Here is a 19,444-nt window from a genome sequence, read left to right as displayed (position 1 = left end):
GGTGCGTCCGCCGGGCGTCGAGATGGCGGCCGCGCGCTCCCGGCTCGGGGGCGCGCGGCCTTTTTGCGCCAACGCGCGCCGCGTCGGGAGGTCGGCGTCATGGACAAGCTGGAACAGATCAGGGTGTTTTTGCAGGTGGCGGAAATGGGCAGCTTCATCAAGGCCGCCCATACGCTGAGCCTGCCGCGCGCGACCGTGTCGGCCGCCGTGCAGCAGCTCGAGGCGGGCGTCGGCGCGCGGCTGCTGCATCGGACCACGCGTCAGGTGCAACTGACCGCGGACGGTGCGCTGCTGGTCGAGCGCGGCCGCCGGCTGCTCGCCGAGGCCGACGAACTGGACCGGCTGTTCCGCGGCAGCGATCGCGATGTCGCGGGGCGGCTCAATGTCGACGTGCCGAGCCGGATCGCGCGCCGGTTGATCGCGCCCGCCCTGCCCGGTTTCATGCGCCGCTATCCGAACCTGCAGCTGTCGCTGGGTTCCACCGATCGCTCGATCGATCTGGTGCAGGAGGGCGTCGATTGCGCGATCCGGGTCGGGCGGCTCACCGACAGCAGCCTCGTGGTGCGCCCGCTCGGGCGGATCGCGATGATCAACTGCGCGAGCCCAGGCTATCTGCGCGAGCAGGGCGTGCCCCTGCGGCCCGAGGAGCTCGAAGCGCATCACTGGTCGGTCGGCTATGCCTTGCCGACGACGGGGCGCGAGACGCCCTGGGAGTATGTCGCGGCCGGCCGCGCGATCGAACTCGCGATGCCGAGCCGGGTGATCGTCAACAATGCGGAGACCTATATCGCGGCCGCGCTCGCCGGGCTCGGGATGATCCAGATCCCGCGTTTCGACGTCCAGCATCTGCTCGACCGGGGCGCGCTCGTCGAGGTGCTGCCCGAGCATCGCGCGGCGTCGATGGAGGTCTCGGCGCTGTATCCGCACCGCCGGCACCGGTCGCGGCGGCTCAATGTGTTCGTCGACTGGTTCGAGGAACTGGCGCGGGATGCGATCGAGCGCGACGGCTAGGCGCGCGTGCTGTTCCGGGCGCCGATTGCCGCGCGGTTCCGGCGGGCCGGGGATATTCCACGCCTGATTTCATTTCCATCAGAAAATCCCGTGGTTACTGATTCATTCATAGTGGACTGAATTTAATAGTTGGCTTATTCTAAACGCCGGCTTGATGATTCAAATAAGCAAAACAATGATGGGTGCGCCGCCGATCGTCGATCGGCCGAGATCCGCCCGGTGTTTGCCTGTTTTGCCTGGCGGGTTCGGGGAGTCGGGGCCGATACCCGGCACCGCACGTCCGATGTATTCCCGAGGAGCGCGCCGCGTGGCGCAACCGCCGCGGGAATGGCGTCGAAGCAATGAAAAGTAAAAGAATGATGGGCCGAGAGAATGTTTTCATTATTACAGCCGTGGATGACCAGGCGAAATGCCGAAAAGCACGGGGAAAAAACGCTGATTCATTTCATTGCGGGCGATTCCGGCGCGGGCGCGCCGCGCCGCCCCTGTCAGCCGGCGCGCGCGGGTGACGCATGAGCGAGTGGCTTGCACCGCCGCTTGCGGAAGCGGTCGAGGTCCGGCGTGCGGACGCCGCCGACTGGCCGCGCATCTGGCCGCTGTGGCGCCGCATCGTGTCGGCGGGCGAGACGCACCCGTATCCGCTGGACGCAACCGAGGAGGACGCCATCGCGCTTTGGCTGCGGCCGCCGCGCGCGGCGCTCTACGTGGCCGAGCGCGACGGCGTCGTGGTCGCCGCGATGCAGACGAAGCCGCTGCGTTACGGCCACGGCGATCACATCGCGAACTTTGATTTGATGGTGACGCCGGAATGCTGGGGGCACGGAGTCGGGCGCGCGCTGGCGGAATACGTCATCGACGCCTGCCGCGCCGCCGGCTATGCGGCGATGGAAGCCTATGCGGTGGTCGCGGCCAACGAACGGGCCGTCAGGCTCTGGCACGGGCTGGGCTTCGAGACCCTCGCCATCGTTCCCCGGGCGTTCCGCCACCCGACGCAGGGCCTGGTCGACGTCCATCACATGTACCGATCCCTGACCTGATGGAGGATCCCATGCACGTACCGGCGATACTCGATTGCAGCCCCCATGCGGATGCGCTCGAGGCTCTGCGCGCCGAGCTTCCCGCGCTGCCCCGCGCGGATCTCGGCGCATTCTTCACGCGGGCCGCCGCGCTGTCCGACGCGCTGCCGGCGCCGATCCGCGACACCCTGGCGGCGTTCCGGGCGCGCGGCAACGAGGGCGGCTACCTGCTGCTGCGCGGGCTGCCGCTCGACCCGGACGCCTTGCCCGACACGCCTGAGCATTGGCCGCCGCCGCCGGAACGCACGCTGCTGCAGACCGAGGCGTGGGTCGCGTTGATCGGCATGCGCATGGGCGTGGCGACCGGCTACGACCGGAATCGGAGCGGCGCGCCGCTGCAGGATGTGTTTCCGTCGCGGGACGCGAAGACCATGATCGCCAGCGAGCATTCCATGACCTCGCACGGTTATCGGGACGCGCTTCGCTATCACACGGAGCTCGCGTATCTGACGGCGCAGCCCAATTACGTGGCGCTGGGCTGTTCGCGCGCGGACCATGAAGGTCGGGCCGGTACGCCGGTCATCTCGGTCCGGCGCATCGTGAAGCGCTTGAGCGCCGCGCATCAGGACGTGTTGCGGTCGGTGCCGCTGACGTGGCGCGTGGACGACCTGTTCAAGACGGCGGAGCAGCCCGACCCGCAGACCCGGCTGCGCCTGCTGTTCGACAACGACGACCGGATCCGCTACGACGGCCGGCTGATCGAATGCGAGGCGGGCAGCGCGGCGCACGAGGCGCTGGAGGCATTCATGGCGGCGATCGAGGAGACGCAGGAAATCCTCTACCTGAAGCCCGGCGACGTGCTGGTGTTCGACAACCACCGGACCTCCCATTCGCGCACCCGGTATGAGCCGCGGTTCGACGGCAAGGATCGCTGGCTGACGCGCCTGTTCATTCGCGAGCCCGGCGCGGGGCACGCGGCGCGATTGCGGCAGGCGGAGGTGGTGGGGTTCGAGGTGCGGCCTCCGGAGGCGGTTTTGGCGGGGTGAGGGCTGCGTGACGCCGCGGGAAAATTCTGTCTGGGCGTCGGCCTGCGTCGCAGCTTGCGCCCGGCGGGCAGTGCGTGCCGTCGAAAACAAAAAAGCGATGGTGTCGCGCACTTGAAGAATCCGGCGCGCATTTTCCGATGCGGGGTTCGTGAGCATCGAGCGCGTCACCAAAATACACATTTCTGTCGACGGGCGGATGAGGCTGTCGCCTGGCGACGGCGCGACAAGGGCTCGCCGGTCGCGTTGCCCCGGAAATCCACGCTGGACTTGGCTCCGCGATGGTATGGCGCGCCCCCTGACTGATACGGGGGCGCGAAAGATCGTTCGTGTCTCAACCTTCGCGCCGCGCTTTGTCCGGCAATGCTGATAGGGCAATCACCTCGGTTCGACGCATGCTCGAGTCCTCGCGAGTTTTCGACAGAGGATCGGGCATGGGTTCAGCGTTCATTCGGGAGGGGGATACGACCTCCCACGGCGGCCGCGTGCTGGCGTGTACATCGACCAACACGGTCCTCGGGAAGGCGATTGCGCTGGAGGGCGACATGGTGTCGTGCCCGAGGTGCCGCGGCGTTTATCCGATCGTCGGCGTCCGGATTCGCAGCATGACGTTCGACGGCCGTGCCGTCGCGACCGAAGGCGACAAGACGGCGTGCGGCGCGACGTTGATCGCATCGCAAGGCGAAGCGACGGCGGAGCAGACGTCGGGGGTAGGCGGGGCGGTCGGTGCGGGCACAAGCGCGGTTGCGCAGCATGCCGCGCACGACGATGGCCCATCTCGTGGGCGTTTCCAGCTTGTCGACGACCTTACGCGCGAGCCCATCGCGAACCATCCCTACACGGTGACGTCGGCCGACGGTCAGACGATTCACGGCACGACGGACGCGAACGGTTACACGGCTTGGCTCAACAGCCGTCAGGCGGTATCGCTTTTGTTCAGCCATCCGGGAACGTTCGGGGCGGCGAGCATGGGTGAAGCATGAGCGGCGGTTCGGTGGTCGGAGGTTCGGGAGGCGGCGAGGGGAGAACGACAGCCATAGGCGTTCGCAACGGGTTGTTGCCGCACGAAAGGCAGAAGCTTTGCGATCTCATGTGTCGATGTGGCCGCATCGGCGTTGCCATCGCGACAAAAAAGGGAGGCCGGTTTCTCCGGCAGAAGTGCGTTGCGGAGCGGTTGAATTTTACGAACACGACTTCAAGAATCATGTCCGGGAAACCAACGCAGTACTTGCCGGAAGTATCGTACGACATGCGACCCAAGCCCCCGGCGCCACCGGTGCCGATCATGGAAGACGACGATGCGCTAACGCCGGTCGGTCGTTTGCTGATCTGGATTCAGGAGAAATGGCCGGGCAAACTCGGCGGGTATATCAAGGGCAAAAAGACCGGCCTGGATCAGATTCGCCGTCCCGATGTGGTCATCGTGAATGACCCAGGTCAGCCTCCCGTACAGTCGAATATCAAGGCCGTCGTCGAAATGAAGTTCGATGATGGGTTTAGCCACGGACAGGAAATATCGTACAAGCGGATTGCGGGTGACGATAGTAAATATGTCTCGCTAAGGCGGGCGGATTGTCCATGCGATGACGGAGAGCCACAGGGCAAGTCCGCCCGATCGGTACAGACACAATCCAATACGGATGAACTGTTCGGCGCGAACACGAGCGGAAACACTGCCGGGCCTTTCGGGTTGCCGCCCATGACGCCTGTCAGCCCCGGGTCACCCGCTCCTGGTGCGGTCTTTCCTTAAAGATCATGACAAACGACGAATTGGTCGCATGGGCGCATGACCCGCGACGACAGGACACCTTGCCCTTTGGGCTTTATGAGCCTCCTTACCAAAAGGCTATTGTCGGCGCGGCTCTTGTTGTTCGGGGTGTGGTGTATTTCAAGCAAGGGAATACCAAGCCGGTACGTGAAGCCCTCGTGAAGTGCTACGAGCGCTACATGGCTGCTCTCGATGAGTATGCGAAGGTCTACGCGCAAGCAGCCGGCACCGAGCCGCCGCGCGTGAGCCCGATGCGCTGGTTCTACGAGGAAGGCAAGAGCCCGGTGGCTTTCGATAAGGCGCGTAAATTCCCGAGCTTGGCGCGTGCCCAGTCGAGCGGCGCGCCAGTCGTTTCGGAAACAACGAGCGCCGACCACAAGCTTGCGGCGGGTTTCTTTTCGTTCGGTGTATTTTGCTTCGAGGATTGGCAGGCTGATTATGCGCTCGATACGCTCAAATTCAGCGTGCCGCGCCGATTTCTGCAGCTGTGTCCCGGCATTTTCGAGAAGCTGTTTGTGGCGTTCGTCGCGACGTTGCCGACCGTTTGGGGGCATGCTGGTTTTGGCGTGAATCTCCCGCCCACCGAGCAGGAGCCCAACGAAGCGAGCGAGAATTTCTGGTCGCGGTTGTACGGACCCGGCATCGACGTCGGGGAGCCTATGACGCATGCGACCATCGTTACGCGGGACAAGATCAAGACCGTCGACTGGCTGACGGCGCTCGACGCCGATCTCGTTCGTCAGCTAGGCGGTGAGGGCACACTGATGCTCCCGCCGGACTGGTTCCGCAAGACGCCGTTCGGCAATGGCGGCCTCGTCATCCAGGCCGGCCCGGAGCCGGCCGCCGGCGTGCCGATGGGTAAAGGGATTCCCCCGGGAGCCCCCGCCGCGTATGTGCTGCTCAATCACGCGCTGCGCCCGATCGTGGCGGAGTCGTCCGACATTCTGCAAGGCGGAACCGTGGACAGCACCGCGCCATTGCTCAATACCCGCGTGGCAACAGAGGCATGGTTGCAGCGCTTCAACGTGCCCGACGACGAGATAAACAGCTATTGGGTCGAACTGCACAAGACGCCGAAATTGTCGCCCGCGACGTGATATCGCTTCGTGATCAGGGCTCGACCCGCTTCGATATAAATCGAGCCCTTCGTCGCCGGCTGGTTCGTGCTTGAGGCATCAGTAGGCGACGCCTCGGCCACCGGGCGCGAGGGGCTTCTTTGGGCGATTCCGCCTGGGCGCAAGCCAGCGTGACAGCCAGCGGCGTGCCAGCAGCCGAGTGGAAACGCCGTCACGAGGCGGGATAAGCTGGAAAAGCCGGGAAGTCTCGCCGAGAACACGGCGACAAAGAAGTGGATGGTGCCCAGGGTCAGCCTTGATTTGCACGCGTAACCTTCTGATTCTTAGTGATGTTGAGCATGAGTGTCGAAATAACTACCCCCGTAGATACCCCCCGGCAGAGTACCTGCAACTTTTGACTCCGAGTATCCCGCAGCAGCTAGCAGTGACCAGGTTGGTCATCGGAACGGACGCGAGATCAAGTTGAGTAGTCTGATGTTGCGGTACTGGAGCGATGATGTTGATGACGTAACTGCCTATTTCTGTCGGACCCAGACGCAGTGATTAAGTACCCGTTGTCTCGTCTGGCCTACGCTGAACTGGCATAGCAAATGCCCGGCCGGTCCGTAAAGCACAGCTTAGTTGGATGGTGCCAAGGTTTATCTTCACCAACGAACTGCTTCGCGACAGAGCCCGCGAAGCGATCCTCAACTTCAAGAATAATTTGCCATGTCAGTACGAAGAACATCGCAACACTTTGGAGGCTCGGGAGCATCTCACAGATCAGGCTCTCGAATATGCCGACATGGAGGACCCGGAAAACTATCAGGCCTATCGCACGAAAGAGAACTCAGACGATATTGCGATTGTTCACGTCAGTCCTTCCGCCGATAGGTGCCGAATGAGATGGGCCTTTGCTTGCCAGCCCAGTAGTAGCGGGAGTGCTAGGCGTGACCGCCTGTGGCCGTAACGTGGAGGAAGAGGCTGAGCGAGTCCCGGAGGGTGTACTTTTGCCAGTCGCTTTGGCGTGACGGACCGCGAAATCGGAACCTGTACCCGCGCGCTTCAACGTTTACCCTAGGCAGCAAATCATCGACTTTTTATCGATAAATTCTCGTGCTAGATTGCGCGCATCGAGCCCGGCCGAAACCGGGCAGGCGGTGCCGCGTGCATGGCGCCGCGCGTCCGATACAAGGAGGAGCAATGCTGGTGCTGATTGGAGTGCCGATCGTTGTGATCGGTTTTGCGCTGCGCTTCAATGCCCTGCTGGTGGTCACGATCGCGGGGCTCGCGACAGGGCTGGCGGGCGGGCTGAATCTCGTCGACATCGTCAGCGCGTTCGGCAAGGCGTTCACCGAAAACCGCTACATGGGGCTCATCTGGCTGACGCTGCCGGTGATCGCTCTGCTTGAGCGCAACGGGCTCAAGGAGCAGGCGAAGCGGATGATCTCGCGCGTGCAAGCGGCCACCACGGGTCGCGTGCTGATGCTGTACTTCGTGCTGCGCCAGGCGACGGCCGCGCTCGGCCTCACGTCGCTCGGCGGCCACGCGCAGATGGTGCGGCCGCTGATCGCGCCGATGGCCGAGGCCGCGGCGGTCAACCTGCACGGTGAACTGCCCGAATCGGTGCGCCAGCAGATCCGCGCGCATGCATCGGGCGTCGACAACATCGCCGTGTTCTTCGGCGAAGACATTTTCATCGCGATCCAGTCGATCTTGCTAATCAAGGGCTTTCTTGAACAGAACGGGATCTCCATCGAGCCGCTGCATCTGTCGGTGTGGGCGATCCCGACCGCGATCGCAGCGCTCCTGATCCACTGCACGCGCCTCGCGCTGCTCGACCGCCGGCTGGCGCGTGGCTTTGGCCTGCTCGGGCGGGAGGGCGCACGATGATCGGCCTTGAATCGCTGTACACGCTTGCGGGGCTGATATTCGCCGCGTTCGCGTACTTCAACCTGATGGACCGCACGAACCCGCGCCGCATCGTCAATTTCGCGTTTTGGGCGATCTACGCGGCCACGTTCCTGTTCGGCGCGCTGCTGCCGCATTTCGTGACGGGCTGCCTCGCGATCGCGCTCGCGGCGATCGCCGGCTCGGGCAAGCTCGGGCGCGGCAAGTCCGATGAAGCGGGGGAAGCCGCGGCCGTGCGCCGCGAGACGCTCGCGCAGCGTTTCGGCAACCGGCTGTTCCTGCCCGCGCTGCTGATTCCGGTCGTCACGCTGATCGGTACATTCGCGCTGAAAGGAGTGCCGTTCGTCGACCAGAAGAGCGTGACGCTGATCTCGCTCGTGCTCGGCACGCTCGTTGCGTTCAGCGTCGCGCTCGCGATGCTGCGCGATTCGCCCGTGCATGCCGTGAAGGAGGCGCGCCACACGATGGATGCGGTCGGCTGGGCCGCGATCTTGCCGCAGATGCTCGCGGCGCTAGGCGCGCTGTTCGCTGTCGCCGGCGTCGGCGGCGTGGTGTCGGGGCTCGTGAAGGAGTGGGTGCCGATCGATTCGCCGTTCGCGGTGGTCGCGGCCTATACGGTCGGCATGGCGCTGTTCACGATGATCATGGGTAACAGCTTCGCGGCGTTCCCCGTGATGACGGCCGGTATCGGGCTGCCGCTGATCGTCCACCAGTTCCACGGCAACCCGGCGATCCTCGGTGCGATCGGAATGCTGAGCGGCTTCTGCGGTACGCTGATGACGCCGATGGCGGCGAACTTCAATATCGTGCCGGCGGCGCTGCTTGAGCTGAAGGACAAGAACGGCGTGATCAAGGCGCAGTGGCCGACAGCCGTGTTGCTGCTCGCCGTGAACACGTTGCTGATGTATGCGTTCGTTTTCCGCTTCTGACGAGATGGACGAGCCCCTCATGACCGACCGACTGCCCCTCGAACTCGCGTCGAAATTCGCGTCGCTTGCGCTCGCGCACCTAACCCGCGAATATCCGAACAAGCTCACACATTCGCTCGCCAGCCCGCAGGACGTGCAGGGTCCGCGCGCGCTGCACCCGATCTTCTACGGCAGCTACGACTGGCATTCGTGTGTGCACGGCTACTGGCTCGTGCTGCGCGTGCTCGAACACTACCCGGCATTGCCGGAGGCCGAACGCATCGTCGCGATTGTCGATGCGCACTTCACCGAGGCGAACGTTGTCGGCGAACGCGCGTATCTTGCTCTGCCGCACAACAGTGGCTTCGAGCGGCCGTACGGCTGGGCGTGGCTGCTCGCGCTTGCCGCGCAGCTCGAGCGGCTTGCGCTGAGGGGCCCGCTGCCGCAGGCCGTGGGCTGGGCGAAGACGATGGCGCCGCTGACCGATCTGTTCGTGTCGCGCTTCGAGGCTTTCTTGCCGAAAGCGACCTATCCGCTGCGCGTCGGCACGCACTTCAACACCGCGTTCGCGCTTGCGCTCACGCTCGCTTTCGCACGCGACACGCAGCGCGACGGGCTCGCGGCGCTGATCGTCGATACCGCGAAGCGCTGGCACCTGAACGATGTCGCGTGCCAGGCGTGGGAGCCGTCGGGCGACGAGTTCCTGTCGCCTGCGCTGATGGAGGCTGAGTTGATGCGGCGGGTGCTGCCGGCGGGCGAATTCGACGGCTGGTTTGCGCGCTTCCTGCCTGATCTCGCGCGCGGCGAACCCGCGACACTGTTCGAGCCGGCGACTGTCAGCGACCGCAGCGACGGCAAGATCGCACACCTGGACGGGCTGAACCTCAGCCGCGCATGGTGCCAGCGTGCGCTGGCCGGCGCACTACCGGAAGGCGACGCGCGGCGCGCGAAGCTGCTCGACGCAGCCGACCGTCATCTCGCGAGCGCGCTCGCGCACGTGGCCGGTGACTACATGGGCGAGCACTGGCTCGCGACGTTCGCATTGCTTGCGCTGGAAGCGTAGCGCACGAAACTCCGGTGGCGGCAAGGTCTTCGGCGCGTGACTATACTCGCCGACCGTCGTCGATCACGTGACGCTCGACATGCCGCTCTAATGAAAGTACGGGGGAGTGAATATCCCCCGTAGGTGGCCGTCATTGGGCTTAAAAAGCAGTATTGAAGGATTCCAGCAGCCGAGCAGTAACGTCTTCCATTTCGGCAACGTAGCAAACGCGGGCCGGCGGGTGTGCGGCAAAGAATGCTTTGAATACTTTGTTGAACGACTGGAAGTAGAGGGCATCGGTCAAAAACGCTTTCATGTGAACAGTGTCTTCCTTGCCGAGGCCCGCCTCCGTCACGATGTCGAAGCAGTTCTGGACGGTATTTGCCTACTGGGAACCCGCCCGATCACCCAATGTGGCTGGTTGATCGACATGGGGCCCAAGGAGCGATGCCAGAGCGCGCTGCGTCGGCGGTGTCGTGGAGATCAGCCGTGCAGTTTCCTGCATCATCGGCACGAAATGCGACACCGCTCGATTGAGCGACCACTTGGAGGCGGACACGGAAACCTGCAAGCTCGCGACCACACGTTGAGCGAGATCGAATACCGGTACTGCGAGCGCGAGGTCGCCGCGGTAATACTCCCCGTTGCAGTACGCATATCCATCCTGGCGCGCCCTCTGCAAACGCTTGAGCAACTCGTCCACATCCACCACCGTACTGGGCGTGAAACGCACCGGTTGTGTGCTTTGCAGGCCCCGACGCGCCTGCTCTTCGGGCAGACACGACAGAAACGCCCGGCCGGCCGACGAACAGTACATCGGAATCCGGCGGCCAATCGGCATGTGCACCATCAGCCGCATCGGGCTCGGGAATCGGCCGATATAGATCATGTCCGTCCCGGCCGGCTCCGCCAGATTGACCGTTTCACCCGCGTTACGATTGAGTTCGAGCAGATAAGGATTGGCGCGATTCAGCAGCGGATGCGACTGCAGATAGCGACAACCCGCATCCAGGGTACGCGACGACAGCGAATAACGCTTACTGATCGGGTCCTTCATCAACAAGCCGATCGCTTCGAGCGTAAAGGCAAATCGCTGGGCCGCGCTACGACTGATACCCGCGGCAGCGGCAATCTCCGCCAAGCATCATCGATGCATGCTGCACATCGAATGCGCCCAGCACCGCGATGCCGGTGGCGAAAGATTGCACATAGAGCGTCGAGTCTTCTGGGTTCATGATCATCCGTGCGTTGGCAGCAACGTAAATCAGCTTAAAGCCGTACCGCTCGACAGCGGGATAGCTGTGGATCGTCGGAAAACCGGTGACCCGTTGTCCCGCCATCCCCGTGCAGCGACCGTCACGCCCCATCGTTAGCCCGTGATACCCACACACCAGTTTGCCGTCGCGAAGAAATACGGATGGCGCGAGTTCTGTATATAAAGCCGGCAAGTCGCGCCGGTCCGGGTGCCTGATAGCAGCACTATCTCCGAGTGACGATTGCACGTCGGTAGCAATGCATTGCGCGGCAAGGCTGTGACGCTATCGCGTCGAGCCGGATACTGCGGCGCAATCTATCTGTCCGCAGTTAGGGAACGGTGGTCCGCATGCGCCATCAGATCAACGACGAACGCACGCAGCACGGTCGGCTGCGCCGCGACGCGACGAGTGATCGACGAAAACGGCCATGTTGACGTCAGTTGTGACCCGATCTGGCGCATCTGGCCCGCATCGACCCATTGCTTCGCGTAGTGCTTGGGCAGAAAGCCAATGTAGGCGCCCGTCAGGATCAGGATCGCCTGTGTAGTGGTCAACTAATCCCGGACACTGCATTAAGTTTTTCTTCCGCAACCGCCGGCGCCAGTCCGTCATTGAACTGATGCGGCCGTATCCAGTTGTACCGGTGCATCAGGTAGTGGCTGATGTCCCGCTGTGCCTCCTGCGCCGACATGTAGCCCACTGACGGTAGCCATTCGGTCTTGAAGCTGCGGAACAACCTCTCCATCGGGGAGTTGTCCCAACAATTTCCTCGACGGCTCATGCTCTGCTGTATCCGATAGCGCCAGAGGCGCTGACGGAATCTCCGGCTTGCATATTGACCGCCTTGATCCGAGTGAAACAGCAAGCCTTGCGGTCGACCACGTTGCTCGTAGGCCATCTCCAACGCCTGCACGACCAGATCGGCATCAGGGCGTGTCGAGAACGCCCAGCCAACAGCCCGACGCGTGAACAGGTCGAGTACTACGGCCAGATAATGCCAACGGCCCTGCGCCCAGACATACGTGATGTCACCACACCACACCTGATTCGGCGTACCAACCTCGAATTCGCGATTGAGATGGTTCGGGATATCGATCCGCTCGACCGTGGCCTGCTTGTAGGCATGGCGGCCCGGCTGCTTGCAGATCAACCCGAGTTCTTCCATCAAGCGGCTGACCTTGAAGCGGCCAATCGCCGTACCTTCCTCGCGCATCATGCCCATGATGCTGCGACTGCCAGCAGAGCTTCGACTCTCGATGAATAGTTCGTGTACCCGGCTACGCAGTGCCATTCGCTCGGCATCAACGCGTCGGGTTCGCCCTCGATGGGCATACAGGCAGGACCGCGACACGTCGAATACCGCGCAGATCAGCTCGACCGATTCGCTTGCGCCAATCTGATCAATTACTTCGTACGTTCGATGCCTTCCGACATCAAGAGCGCGGCAGCCTTTTTTAAAATGGCCTTCTCACGCTCAAGGCGTTCGATACGCGCCTCGAGTTCCTGAATACGCTGTTGATCCGGCGTGATTGCCTTGCCCTGCGGCGTGACGCCCTGGCGTTCCATCTGAAGTTGCTGCACCCAGCGGCGCAGCACCGTCTCGCCGACGCCGACCGAGCGGCTTGCTTCTATATGGCTATAGCCCTGGTCGAGCACCAGACACGCGGCTTGCTGTTTGAACTCCGGGGAAAACGTACGTCGTTGCTTGCTCATCAGACACCTCTTCATGGCGACCATTCTCGCCTAAATCAGTGTCCGGATTCATTAGACCACTACAAAGCGTGGCATTCCAACTTGAAGCGGTAGTGGAAACTGCTGATAGCTGCGATCAGCCTACCCAAGCGAACCTCACTCCCCAGCCTCTGTCAATCCTTTGGACATTTAAGTGAATCTGCGATTGGCTTTATAGATTTTCCACTCGGAACAAGTAAAAAGTAGCTTGCACTGCAGTCCGATGAGCCGTCTAAGCCACCTAAATAGTAGCGAGCTAGTATTAGCGCACTATCTGGCCGAGTCGTTAGATCTATTACGATATCTCGCCCATCTTTTGACTTTCTTGGGGCGGAACCATCATTTGAAAAGCGATCAAGGGCTCGAGACTCTTTCCCATTGGAAAGATCATTGAGAGTGTAATATCGACATGACGTCCCGCAGCTGTGCGGAGTCATGTAGAATTTTCCTGCCGTATTTACTGCAAGTGGGAAGACAGTTTTCCCCATATCATCCCGCCAGACCTCACCGTCCTCTTTGAGAAATGCAGGAACCACCAAATCTCCCTTGTATACCTGCGTTGGGTAGTCAGAGAATTGCGGGTCTGCATAGCTGGCTGCATATGACTGGATTGGCAACAGATACGCCAGGACGCACATCGTCATATACAACCGGGCACGCACTATATTTTCCTGTTTAATCAATAAGATCATCTATCTCTCCTCGTTCAAGTGCGAGGTCTGATTTTCTTGACAATTCCAGCGCGAGAAATTCTTTGAACTTCCCTTCGACTGTTCCCCAGTTAACTCCACCCTGATCGTAGGGCGATCCAGGTAGGCTTGCCCACTCCTTGTTGCACCCGTCATCGAACACTGCTTTTCTTATATTTCCATTAATTATGGAAGTCAATGCTCGTCGCTTGTGCTTTAGAAGGACAACGCAGTATTTATCTTGGGATGCTGGAGAGAAGTTATTTATCTCGTAGTCTTTCCGCCAACCGACAGATGCAGGGTCATCCCAGGTGTAGCCCATTACCTGGTAGGCTCCAGCAGCAGTGGAATTATATTTGGCCGTCTTAATCAGTATTCTTGGATGATCAGAGAAGTCTCTACCATAATCTTTTATGAATGAACTTCCACCAAACAATCGCTCATACCCCAACAGACCCTCCGTCCCTTCTCCAACTCGAATCATCCTAAGAAATGCACGAATCCGTGCTTCTTGAATTGAAATGCTTCCGTCAATCATATTTGAAAGAAAGCCGGCGACGTGGATATGAAAGCAGTTAGCGGTACTCGTAAATCCGTCAACTTTTTTTTGCGTAACGCTGTCCCACCAAGTCAGCTCTTTCATACGTAGTTTTTCACTTTCCCAAGATGCCATGGCCGAAGGAGATACTTGAGCGTCATACTGCTTCCACGCCTCCGGATTGGCCTTCCATTCGCTGGGATAGCGCAGGATAATTCGCGAGAGTTGCTGTACGGTACTGCGGTTGCGCTGGGCCGCCTGAAGCTCACCCAAGGTCAAATTACCGTCTGGGAGCGTGTCCAGAATGCTGAAAACCTGCTGCAGAGGCGCATCCAGCTGACTTTTCTTAAGCGGCATTTCGCCGCGCTGAAATGCCGCCATATCTGCCAGAGCCAGGAAGTAGCTGCCGTAGGCGGCCGTTTGGGATTCGGACTCGATGATGGAAAAGTCCACCCATTCATGCGGGGAGTGCAAGCTGATGCCTGTATGGCCTGCTTCGCCTGCCCAGCCCGTTGCACAGGTGGTGCTATCTCTAACTTGCACTTGCCACCAACGTTTTCCTGCTTCATCCAGTGCAAAGCCGATAGGCTCGGAGGTAGGATCCGGCGTAGCGGGGCGTGCCAGTTCCAAGGATGAGATCGCAAAGTGATGGGGGACGTTGCCGTTCTTGTAGCCGTTGGCGCTGAAGGTGAGCGGATAGCTATTCCATCCGCTGAGATCCGATAGCACCACCTTCTCTTTCTTTGGGTTCTTGAGGTCGTACAAACCACGAAAGGTAGTCGCGGCAATCCAGACCGACGGAGCATTCGGCGTTGCAACACGAATACCCCTATATACCGTAGCCTTGGGCTGTCCGTCGGTGCCTCGATTGTTTTCGGCAACGAGATCCGTAGCGGTATAGGGATTGGTGTTAGTGTGTCGATACAGCTTTGTTTCTTGGGCTCCAGCGGGCAGCTTTGCTCGGCGCTCGATCCATTGCAGCTCAGCTACAGGTTTGACTTTCACATAGGTCGCCTCATCCGGCGGGATGCCATCAAGCTCCAGTACCGTCCCTAGGCGGAGAACCCCTGTCTGGATGGGTGCCAGAACCGCATTGCGCAGTTGCGAGCCGGGCGCTACTCGCAACACCGTCCTTTCTTCCGGTTTAGCTGCTAGTGCTGCAGCTCTGCTCTTCTTCAAATAGGCCGGAAGGTCGGCGCCCGCGATGATCTCGTGGTGCAACATCTGGCGGGACGAGCTGGGGTCGACTACCCGGCGATACTCGCCCAAGTGCCCGAGCAATGCTCCTGCTTTAACCTTGATCGGGGTCTTGGGAACCACCACCTCATCAAAGGTCTCCGGCACCTGTGAGTGCGCCTCCAGCGCGGCAAGATGAGCCCAGCCGCTTATGGCGCGGGCCTCAATCGCGGCATCACCTGTCTTCGGAGGCGCTACGTTGCCTTCCACTATCGATTGAACGCGCACCCATCCCTTCTGAATTTCGCCACCAATGATGTGGGAGCCAGGAGGCAGAATGCCCTGGATAGGGGTTGTGTCACCTGCGGGTTGCGCACGTACTCGCAACCCTTGGATGACAGGCGCTGCAGAACCTTTTGTTACCTCTTGCTTGTCGTTCGCCTTCGATGAGACGCGGTAGATCTTGGATGTCCAATACGGCGGCCGGGGTGCCTTGGCTCCCAGGTGTTCGTATTCTTCGAAGGACCGCAAATGCATGGACAGGCAAAAGTAGGTCAACTTGTTGCCTGCTGGATACTCCAGGGAGTGCCGGGTGAGGACGAACCCCGAGCTGTAGAGCACGTTGTCCGACATCGGCGGCTTGGCTCGGCCTCGGACGGAAAGGTAGCTACGGTTCGCTCGATAGGCTACGACCTCACCTTTCGCGATCGCGCGAACGCCTTCGCCAAGTGCCAGGGTGTTGGCCATGGCTGGCTCATAGTGAATGCCGCAATGCACGCCCGAAGGGCCAAGTGGATAGTAGCCACTCGAAGCCATCGTCAGCGCATCGTAATAGACGTCCGCGTTGCGCACTTCTTTGCCGGTCAGGTCTTTGAACGGGAACTTGAATGTGGACATGACTGCTCTGTGTCCTTAGGCGTCGCCAGAGAAAGTGGGGTGGTAAGTGGCATCCGGCTCTTCCCCAGACTCCGGATTGCCCTGTAAGGACAGCGAGTTGCCTTTGCCACCGCCTTGCTGCTTCATCGGGCCTTTCAGGGTAATAGCGACGCCATCCAGCGTGATGCCGCCGTCGTGCAGGGTGATGGTTCCGCCCGGGCCGCGTAGCCGGAAAACTTCGCCCGCCTGCAGCTCGATGACTTTCGAACGTTGACGAATGGCCTGGCCGGCTTGCAGCTCGGAGTGCCCCTCCACGGTATGCTCCTGGTGCCCACCGATGTTGACCCAGTGGTTGGCCACGGTCTTGTCGCGGCGGTTGTTGCCCACCTCTTCGGTGCGGTCCTTGCCGGTGCGGATGGTGACATAGGCCATATCGCAAACGCTGTGCCAACTTTTAATAAATCAAGAATTATCCTTATTTATCAAATGCTTAAATGGCACTCCTCTATGAGCAAGACAGCCTCCAATTGCCAGAATTCGCAGCAAGTGTTTTTTTCTCTGTTTTTTTGAGCCATGAATGGCTCGATTTGAAATAACCAATTGAAAAATAAAGGTAAAAATTCGGGCCATACTTGGCCTAGTCGGGCCAAATATGGCCCAACCGGCTGAGCCGCAACAGAGACCAGCGGCTACATTTTTCGGTTTTACACCATGAGCTCTCCCGCGCGGACTAGAGAAGACATGTTCGATGAACTTGGCCGGCCTTATCCCGAAAAGGCAAATATCTGATGGGTAAATCAGATGCTTTCTATTTCGAAGGGTGTTTGGAACTTCTAGCATGGGTGGAGCCGTCGCCTTGGCATCTCTCTCGACGCACCTCCGCCCTCCCCATTGCCTGGAGGCTCAAGCGTTAGCGCGCGGCGAGTATTTCCGAATGGACAACCTCTTCGAAGTGGATCGGCCATGGACATTTCCCCTTCTCGGCACGACGTGATTTCTGTACGGGAAGGCGTGCAGCAGAATGAGCAAGGCCCGCTCCTGACTCTCAAAAGCAGAAGCACAGCTGATGTGGTCATTTCTGTCCTTGGTTACTCCATCAAAATGCAGGGGCGGCCCGTGCGCTGTACGAACGTCGTACCTGGAGTAACGATGTGGCTGACGTCGGGTCGGTTTCGTCCGGTCGATAGCGCCGAACGTTTTCACGCCAGTCACGAAATCTGGAGCCTGCTTCGGCCGAAATTGACTGCCTGGCTCAGCTTGAAGTCGCCGGCACCTCACTTTCGAATCGAGTTCGGTCAGGGGGTGTGTTTCGAATTCACCTGGGATGCCAAGACAATGGGCCCTCCTGCCATCCAGAGTGTTGCCGTTCGCTTTACAACAGAAGAAAACGCGGCCTACCCGAAACGGCGTCTGCAGCGGCCGCTATACGAGCCGGAAGCTACCCCGGCGAGCGACCCGCTTCTGGCGGTACTGGCCGTGCGCGACCGGCTCTGGACCGCGCTCAAGAAGAGCCGCATGGCGACATCCTCATCCTATGCCCGGTTGCCACCCCCGGTGCGCTTTCGGATGACCGGCGCACTGGCCGCATGGCGCGAGCTCCACGAAGAGGTGATTATTGGAAGCAACGTGCGCACCTTGGGCAAAGTGCTGCGTACTGCGTCTCTGACCCAGGCAATTGGCCTTACCGCGGCGTTCGCCCAGCAGTTTTTCCCGAATGGCACCTCCGCCGAGTCCGCGGAGGCATTGGCTGACGATGCCGCGCAGAGTGCGACCTGGCAAATCATGGAGCTGTGTGATGGAGTTTTTTATGAGCCCAGCACGGCACTCCATCGTCTGTTGCACTCTGCGTATATCGCAGATGATGTTCCCATTGATTCTCTGATTCTGCCATGCGATACCTTGTGCATCATTCCAGAAGCATCGAGTTGGAGAAGACCTGGCGGCAACGAAGCTATCGTGTTGGCAAAGCGTGCAGGCGTCCTCAGTTGCGCATGCTGGACCCGCGGACTGGGCACGGCTGAGAATCAGATCATGCTGAGCACCCTGGAGCTTTCCCTCTCTGATCCGAACAAGACCATCATCCAGCTGTTGGATGAGGCGCAGGCTGCAGATCGTGGCGTTGCCGAAGGGCACCTGACCGCTGTTCGATCGGAGAGTGTGTATCAGCATTGGCGCACGACGCTGGACTACGCCTTGAAAATGCTGTTGTACCTCTCTGTACACGATGCTCATGTGATTCCCAACAGGGCCTATAGCGATGCGCCGCGGGACTTCACGGGCCTGGGCAAGCGCAAGCGCGCGGAGCGCCTGGCGGAGATCGAAGAGCTGTACGACAGGTATGTGATAGGCCCGGCCCTGCTCGACGAGGAGGTGGCGACTTCGATACCGTCCGAAGACCATCAGCGGGAAGTCCGGAGCCACTGGCGGCGGCCTTACTTCAAGATGCAGCCGTATGGCCCGCATTCCACGTTGCGAAAACTGGCCTTCATCGGGCCGACTATTGTCCGCGCCGACCGACTTGGTTCGTAGCCAAAAGGCGGGTAGCTGGGGCCGAGGTACGCCTGGCCCGTGATTTTCAAGCGAGGTGATATGCAAACAAAAACAAAAGCCTATGCGCGCTACTGGAGAAATTCGCTGTCCGATGCCGAGCTTGGCAAGGGCGCGTTATCCGAGAAATACTCTGACAGATACCAGCCGCTTCGATGGATCGACAATGAACTAGGACGGGTCGACAAGAGTATTGTCGATGCCTGCTTTGCTGGCGAACCTGAGGACGTGGCCACTGTTGAGCTACTGATTCGGCCGCTTGTCTACCGACGTCGGGTAGAACACGGCGCGACTAAGGCCGGCCAGCTGGGACCTGTCCGCATTTTTGTGGGCGAGGCGGTTGAACAACCCGTGATCAGCGGGCTTGCGTAAATCGCTCCCCGAACAGAATAGCAAACTGGTTCATCGCGGATTTCCAGTCGAAGGTCGTTCGTACCGACTTGACCAGCACGTTGCGCAGCGCGAGCCAGAGCAGTTTGACGGCGGCCTCGTCGTGTGGGAAGTGACCGCGGGTCTTGATGATCTTGCGCAGTTGCATGTTCAAACTCTCAATGGCGTTTGTGGTGTAAACCACTCGCCGAATGTCCGGCGGAAACACGAAGAACGGTGTGACGTGCTCCCAGGCGCGCTGCCAGCACTGGACGATCATCGGATACTTGTTTCCCCATGGACCCTCGGCGAAATCCTGTAGCGCTTGCTGGGCCGCTTGCGCACTGGCCGCGGCATAGATCGGGCGCAACGCTCTGGCGAGTACGCTGCGATCCTTGTAGCTGGCAAACTCCAAACTATTACGGATCAGATGCACGATGCAGGTCTGCACGGTAGTCTGGGGATAAACCGTGCCGATTGCCTCGGGAAGTCCTTTCAGACCGTCAAC

General features: G+C 60.5%; 18 protein-coding genes and 2 pseudogenes. 11 read left to right on the top strand and 9 right to left on the bottom strand.

Annotated features, from left to right (window positions below; all coding sequences use genetic code 11):
• Positions 1–99: 99 nt before the first annotated feature.
• From AC1RQF_RS05005 to AC1RQF_RS04965, 9 genes are all read left to right on the top strand, one after another.
• Complete coding sequence (locus AC1RQF_RS05005; protein WP_273998727.1) at positions 100–1,011, top strand: LysR family transcriptional regulator; 912 nt, start codon at positions 100–102, stop codon at positions 1,009–1,011.
• Between the two features lie 512 nt (positions 1,012–1,523).
• Positions 1,524–2,048, top strand: a complete 525-nt coding sequence (locus tag AC1RQF_RS05000) for a GNAT family N-acetyltransferase (protein ID WP_273998725.1) — start codon at positions 1,524–1,526, stop codon at positions 2,046–2,048.
• Positions 2,049–2,059: 11 nt separating this feature from the next.
• Positions 2,060–3,073, top strand: coding sequence for a TauD/TfdA family dioxygenase (locus AC1RQF_RS04995; protein WP_273998723.1), 1,014 nt, complete (start codon positions 2,060–2,062; stop codon positions 3,071–3,073).
• Between the two features lie 431 nt (positions 3,074–3,504).
• Positions 3,505–4,053, top strand: a complete 549-nt coding sequence (locus tag AC1RQF_RS04990; RefSeq protein ID WP_273998721.1) for a PAAR domain-containing protein — start codon at positions 3,505–3,507, stop codon at positions 4,051–4,053.
• Between the two features lie 302 nt (positions 4,054–4,355).
• The gene (locus AC1RQF_RS04985; RefSeq protein WP_273998720.1) at positions 4,356–4,820 is read left to right on the top strand and encodes a VRR-NUC domain-containing protein; all 465 of its coding nucleotides are present in this window, start codon (positions 4,356–4,358) and stop codon (positions 4,818–4,820) included.
• A 5-nt stretch (positions 4,821–4,825) separates the two neighbouring features.
• Positions 4,826–5,935: a type VI immunity family protein gene (locus AC1RQF_RS04980; protein ID WP_492871455.1), complete on the top strand. Its 1,110-nt coding sequence runs from the start codon at positions 4,826–4,828 to the stop codon at positions 5,933–5,935.
• Positions 5,936–7,096: 1,161 nt separating this feature from the next.
• The gene (locus AC1RQF_RS04975) at positions 7,097–7,786 is read left to right on the top strand and encodes a DUF969 domain-containing protein (RefSeq protein WP_273998717.1); all 690 of its coding nucleotides are present in this window, start codon (positions 7,097–7,099) and stop codon (positions 7,784–7,786) included.
• Positions 7,783–8,733, top strand: coding sequence for a DUF979 domain-containing protein (locus AC1RQF_RS04970; protein WP_492871453.1), 951 nt, complete (start codon positions 7,783–7,785; stop codon positions 8,731–8,733). Before AC1RQF_RS04975 ends, AC1RQF_RS04970 begins: the two co-directional genes overlap by 4 nt.
• Positions 8,734–8,752: 19 nt before the next feature.
• Entirely contained in the window at positions 8,753–9,775 is a 1,023-nt protein-coding gene (locus tag AC1RQF_RS04965) for a DUF2891 domain-containing protein (protein WP_492871452.1), read from the top strand.
• A 139-nt stretch (positions 9,776–9,914) separates the two neighbouring features.
• On the opposite strand, the pseudogene AC1RQF_RS04960 reads toward AC1RQF_RS04965, so the two are convergent.
• From AC1RQF_RS04960 to AC1RQF_RS04925, 8 genes and pseudogenes are all read right to left on the bottom strand, one after another.
• Positions 9,915–10,121 (bottom strand): annotated as a pseudogene (locus AC1RQF_RS04960) (Rid family hydrolase); the annotation flags it as partial.
• Positions 10,122–10,139: 18 nt separating this feature from the next.
• Entirely contained in the window at positions 10,140–10,895 is a 756-nt protein-coding gene (locus AC1RQF_RS04955) for an IclR family transcriptional regulator (protein ID WP_492871451.1), read from the bottom strand.
• A 118-nt stretch (positions 10,896–11,013) separates the two neighbouring features.
• A pseudogene (locus tag AC1RQF_RS04950) lies at positions 11,014–11,166 on the bottom strand (Rieske (2Fe-2S) protein); the annotation flags it as partial.
• Between the two features lie 158 nt (positions 11,167–11,324).
• Complete coding sequence (locus AC1RQF_RS04945) at positions 11,325–11,564, bottom strand: hypothetical protein (protein WP_273998709.1); 240 nt, start codon at positions 11,562–11,564, stop codon at positions 11,325–11,327.
• A protein-coding gene (locus AC1RQF_RS04940) for an IS3 family transposase (RefSeq protein WP_492871450.1) occupies positions 11,561–12,723 on the bottom strand; the annotation gives its coding sequence in 2 pieces (ribosomal slippage) (positions 11,561–12,468 and positions 12,468–12,723; 1,164 coding nt in all). The genes AC1RQF_RS04945 and AC1RQF_RS04940 overlap by 4 nt, the downstream gene beginning before the upstream one ends.
• A gap of 152 nt (positions 12,724–12,875) precedes the next feature.
• Positions 12,876–13,433 (bottom strand): hypothetical protein, encoded by a 558-nt coding sequence (locus tag AC1RQF_RS04935; protein ID WP_492871449.1) that lies wholly within the window; start codon positions 13,431–13,433, stop codon positions 12,876–12,878.
• Positions 13,417–16,041: a glycoside hydrolase family 24 protein gene (locus tag AC1RQF_RS04930; RefSeq protein ID WP_492871448.1), complete on the bottom strand. Its 2,625-nt coding sequence runs from the start codon at positions 16,039–16,041 to the stop codon at positions 13,417–13,419. Before AC1RQF_RS04930 ends, AC1RQF_RS04935 begins: the two co-directional genes overlap by 17 nt.
• Positions 16,042–16,056: 15 nt before the next feature.
• Complete coding sequence (locus tag AC1RQF_RS04925; RefSeq protein WP_492871447.1) at positions 16,057–16,452, bottom strand: hypothetical protein; 396 nt, start codon at positions 16,450–16,452, stop codon at positions 16,057–16,059.
• Between the two features lie 531 nt (positions 16,453–16,983).
• Here AC1RQF_RS04925 and AC1RQF_RS04920 point away from each other — a divergent pair.
• Both AC1RQF_RS04920 and AC1RQF_RS04915 read left to right on the top strand, forming a co-directional pair.
• Positions 16,984–18,549, top strand: coding sequence for an AcrVA2 family anti-CRISPR protein (locus tag AC1RQF_RS04920; RefSeq protein ID WP_492871446.1), 1,566 nt, complete (start codon positions 16,984–16,986; stop codon positions 18,547–18,549).
• A gap of 60 nt (positions 18,550–18,609) precedes the next feature.
• The gene (locus AC1RQF_RS04915; protein WP_492871445.1) at positions 18,610–18,939 is read left to right on the top strand and encodes a hypothetical protein; all 330 of its coding nucleotides are present in this window, start codon (positions 18,610–18,612) and stop codon (positions 18,937–18,939) included.
• Here the strand turns inward: AC1RQF_RS04915 and AC1RQF_RS04910 are convergent.
• Positions 18,923–19,444, bottom strand: a 522-nt coding sequence (locus tag AC1RQF_RS04910) for an IS256 family transposase (RefSeq protein WP_492871444.1), incomplete at its 5' end; no start/stop codon positions are given. The two genes, AC1RQF_RS04915 and AC1RQF_RS04910, sit on opposite strands and share 17 nt — an antisense overlap.

This window comes from Burkholderia sp. GW821-FHT14F03 (assembly GCF_058803765.1).
Note: the sequence above shows the minus strand (reverse complement) of the source record. Positions and strands in the feature narration are given on the sequence as shown.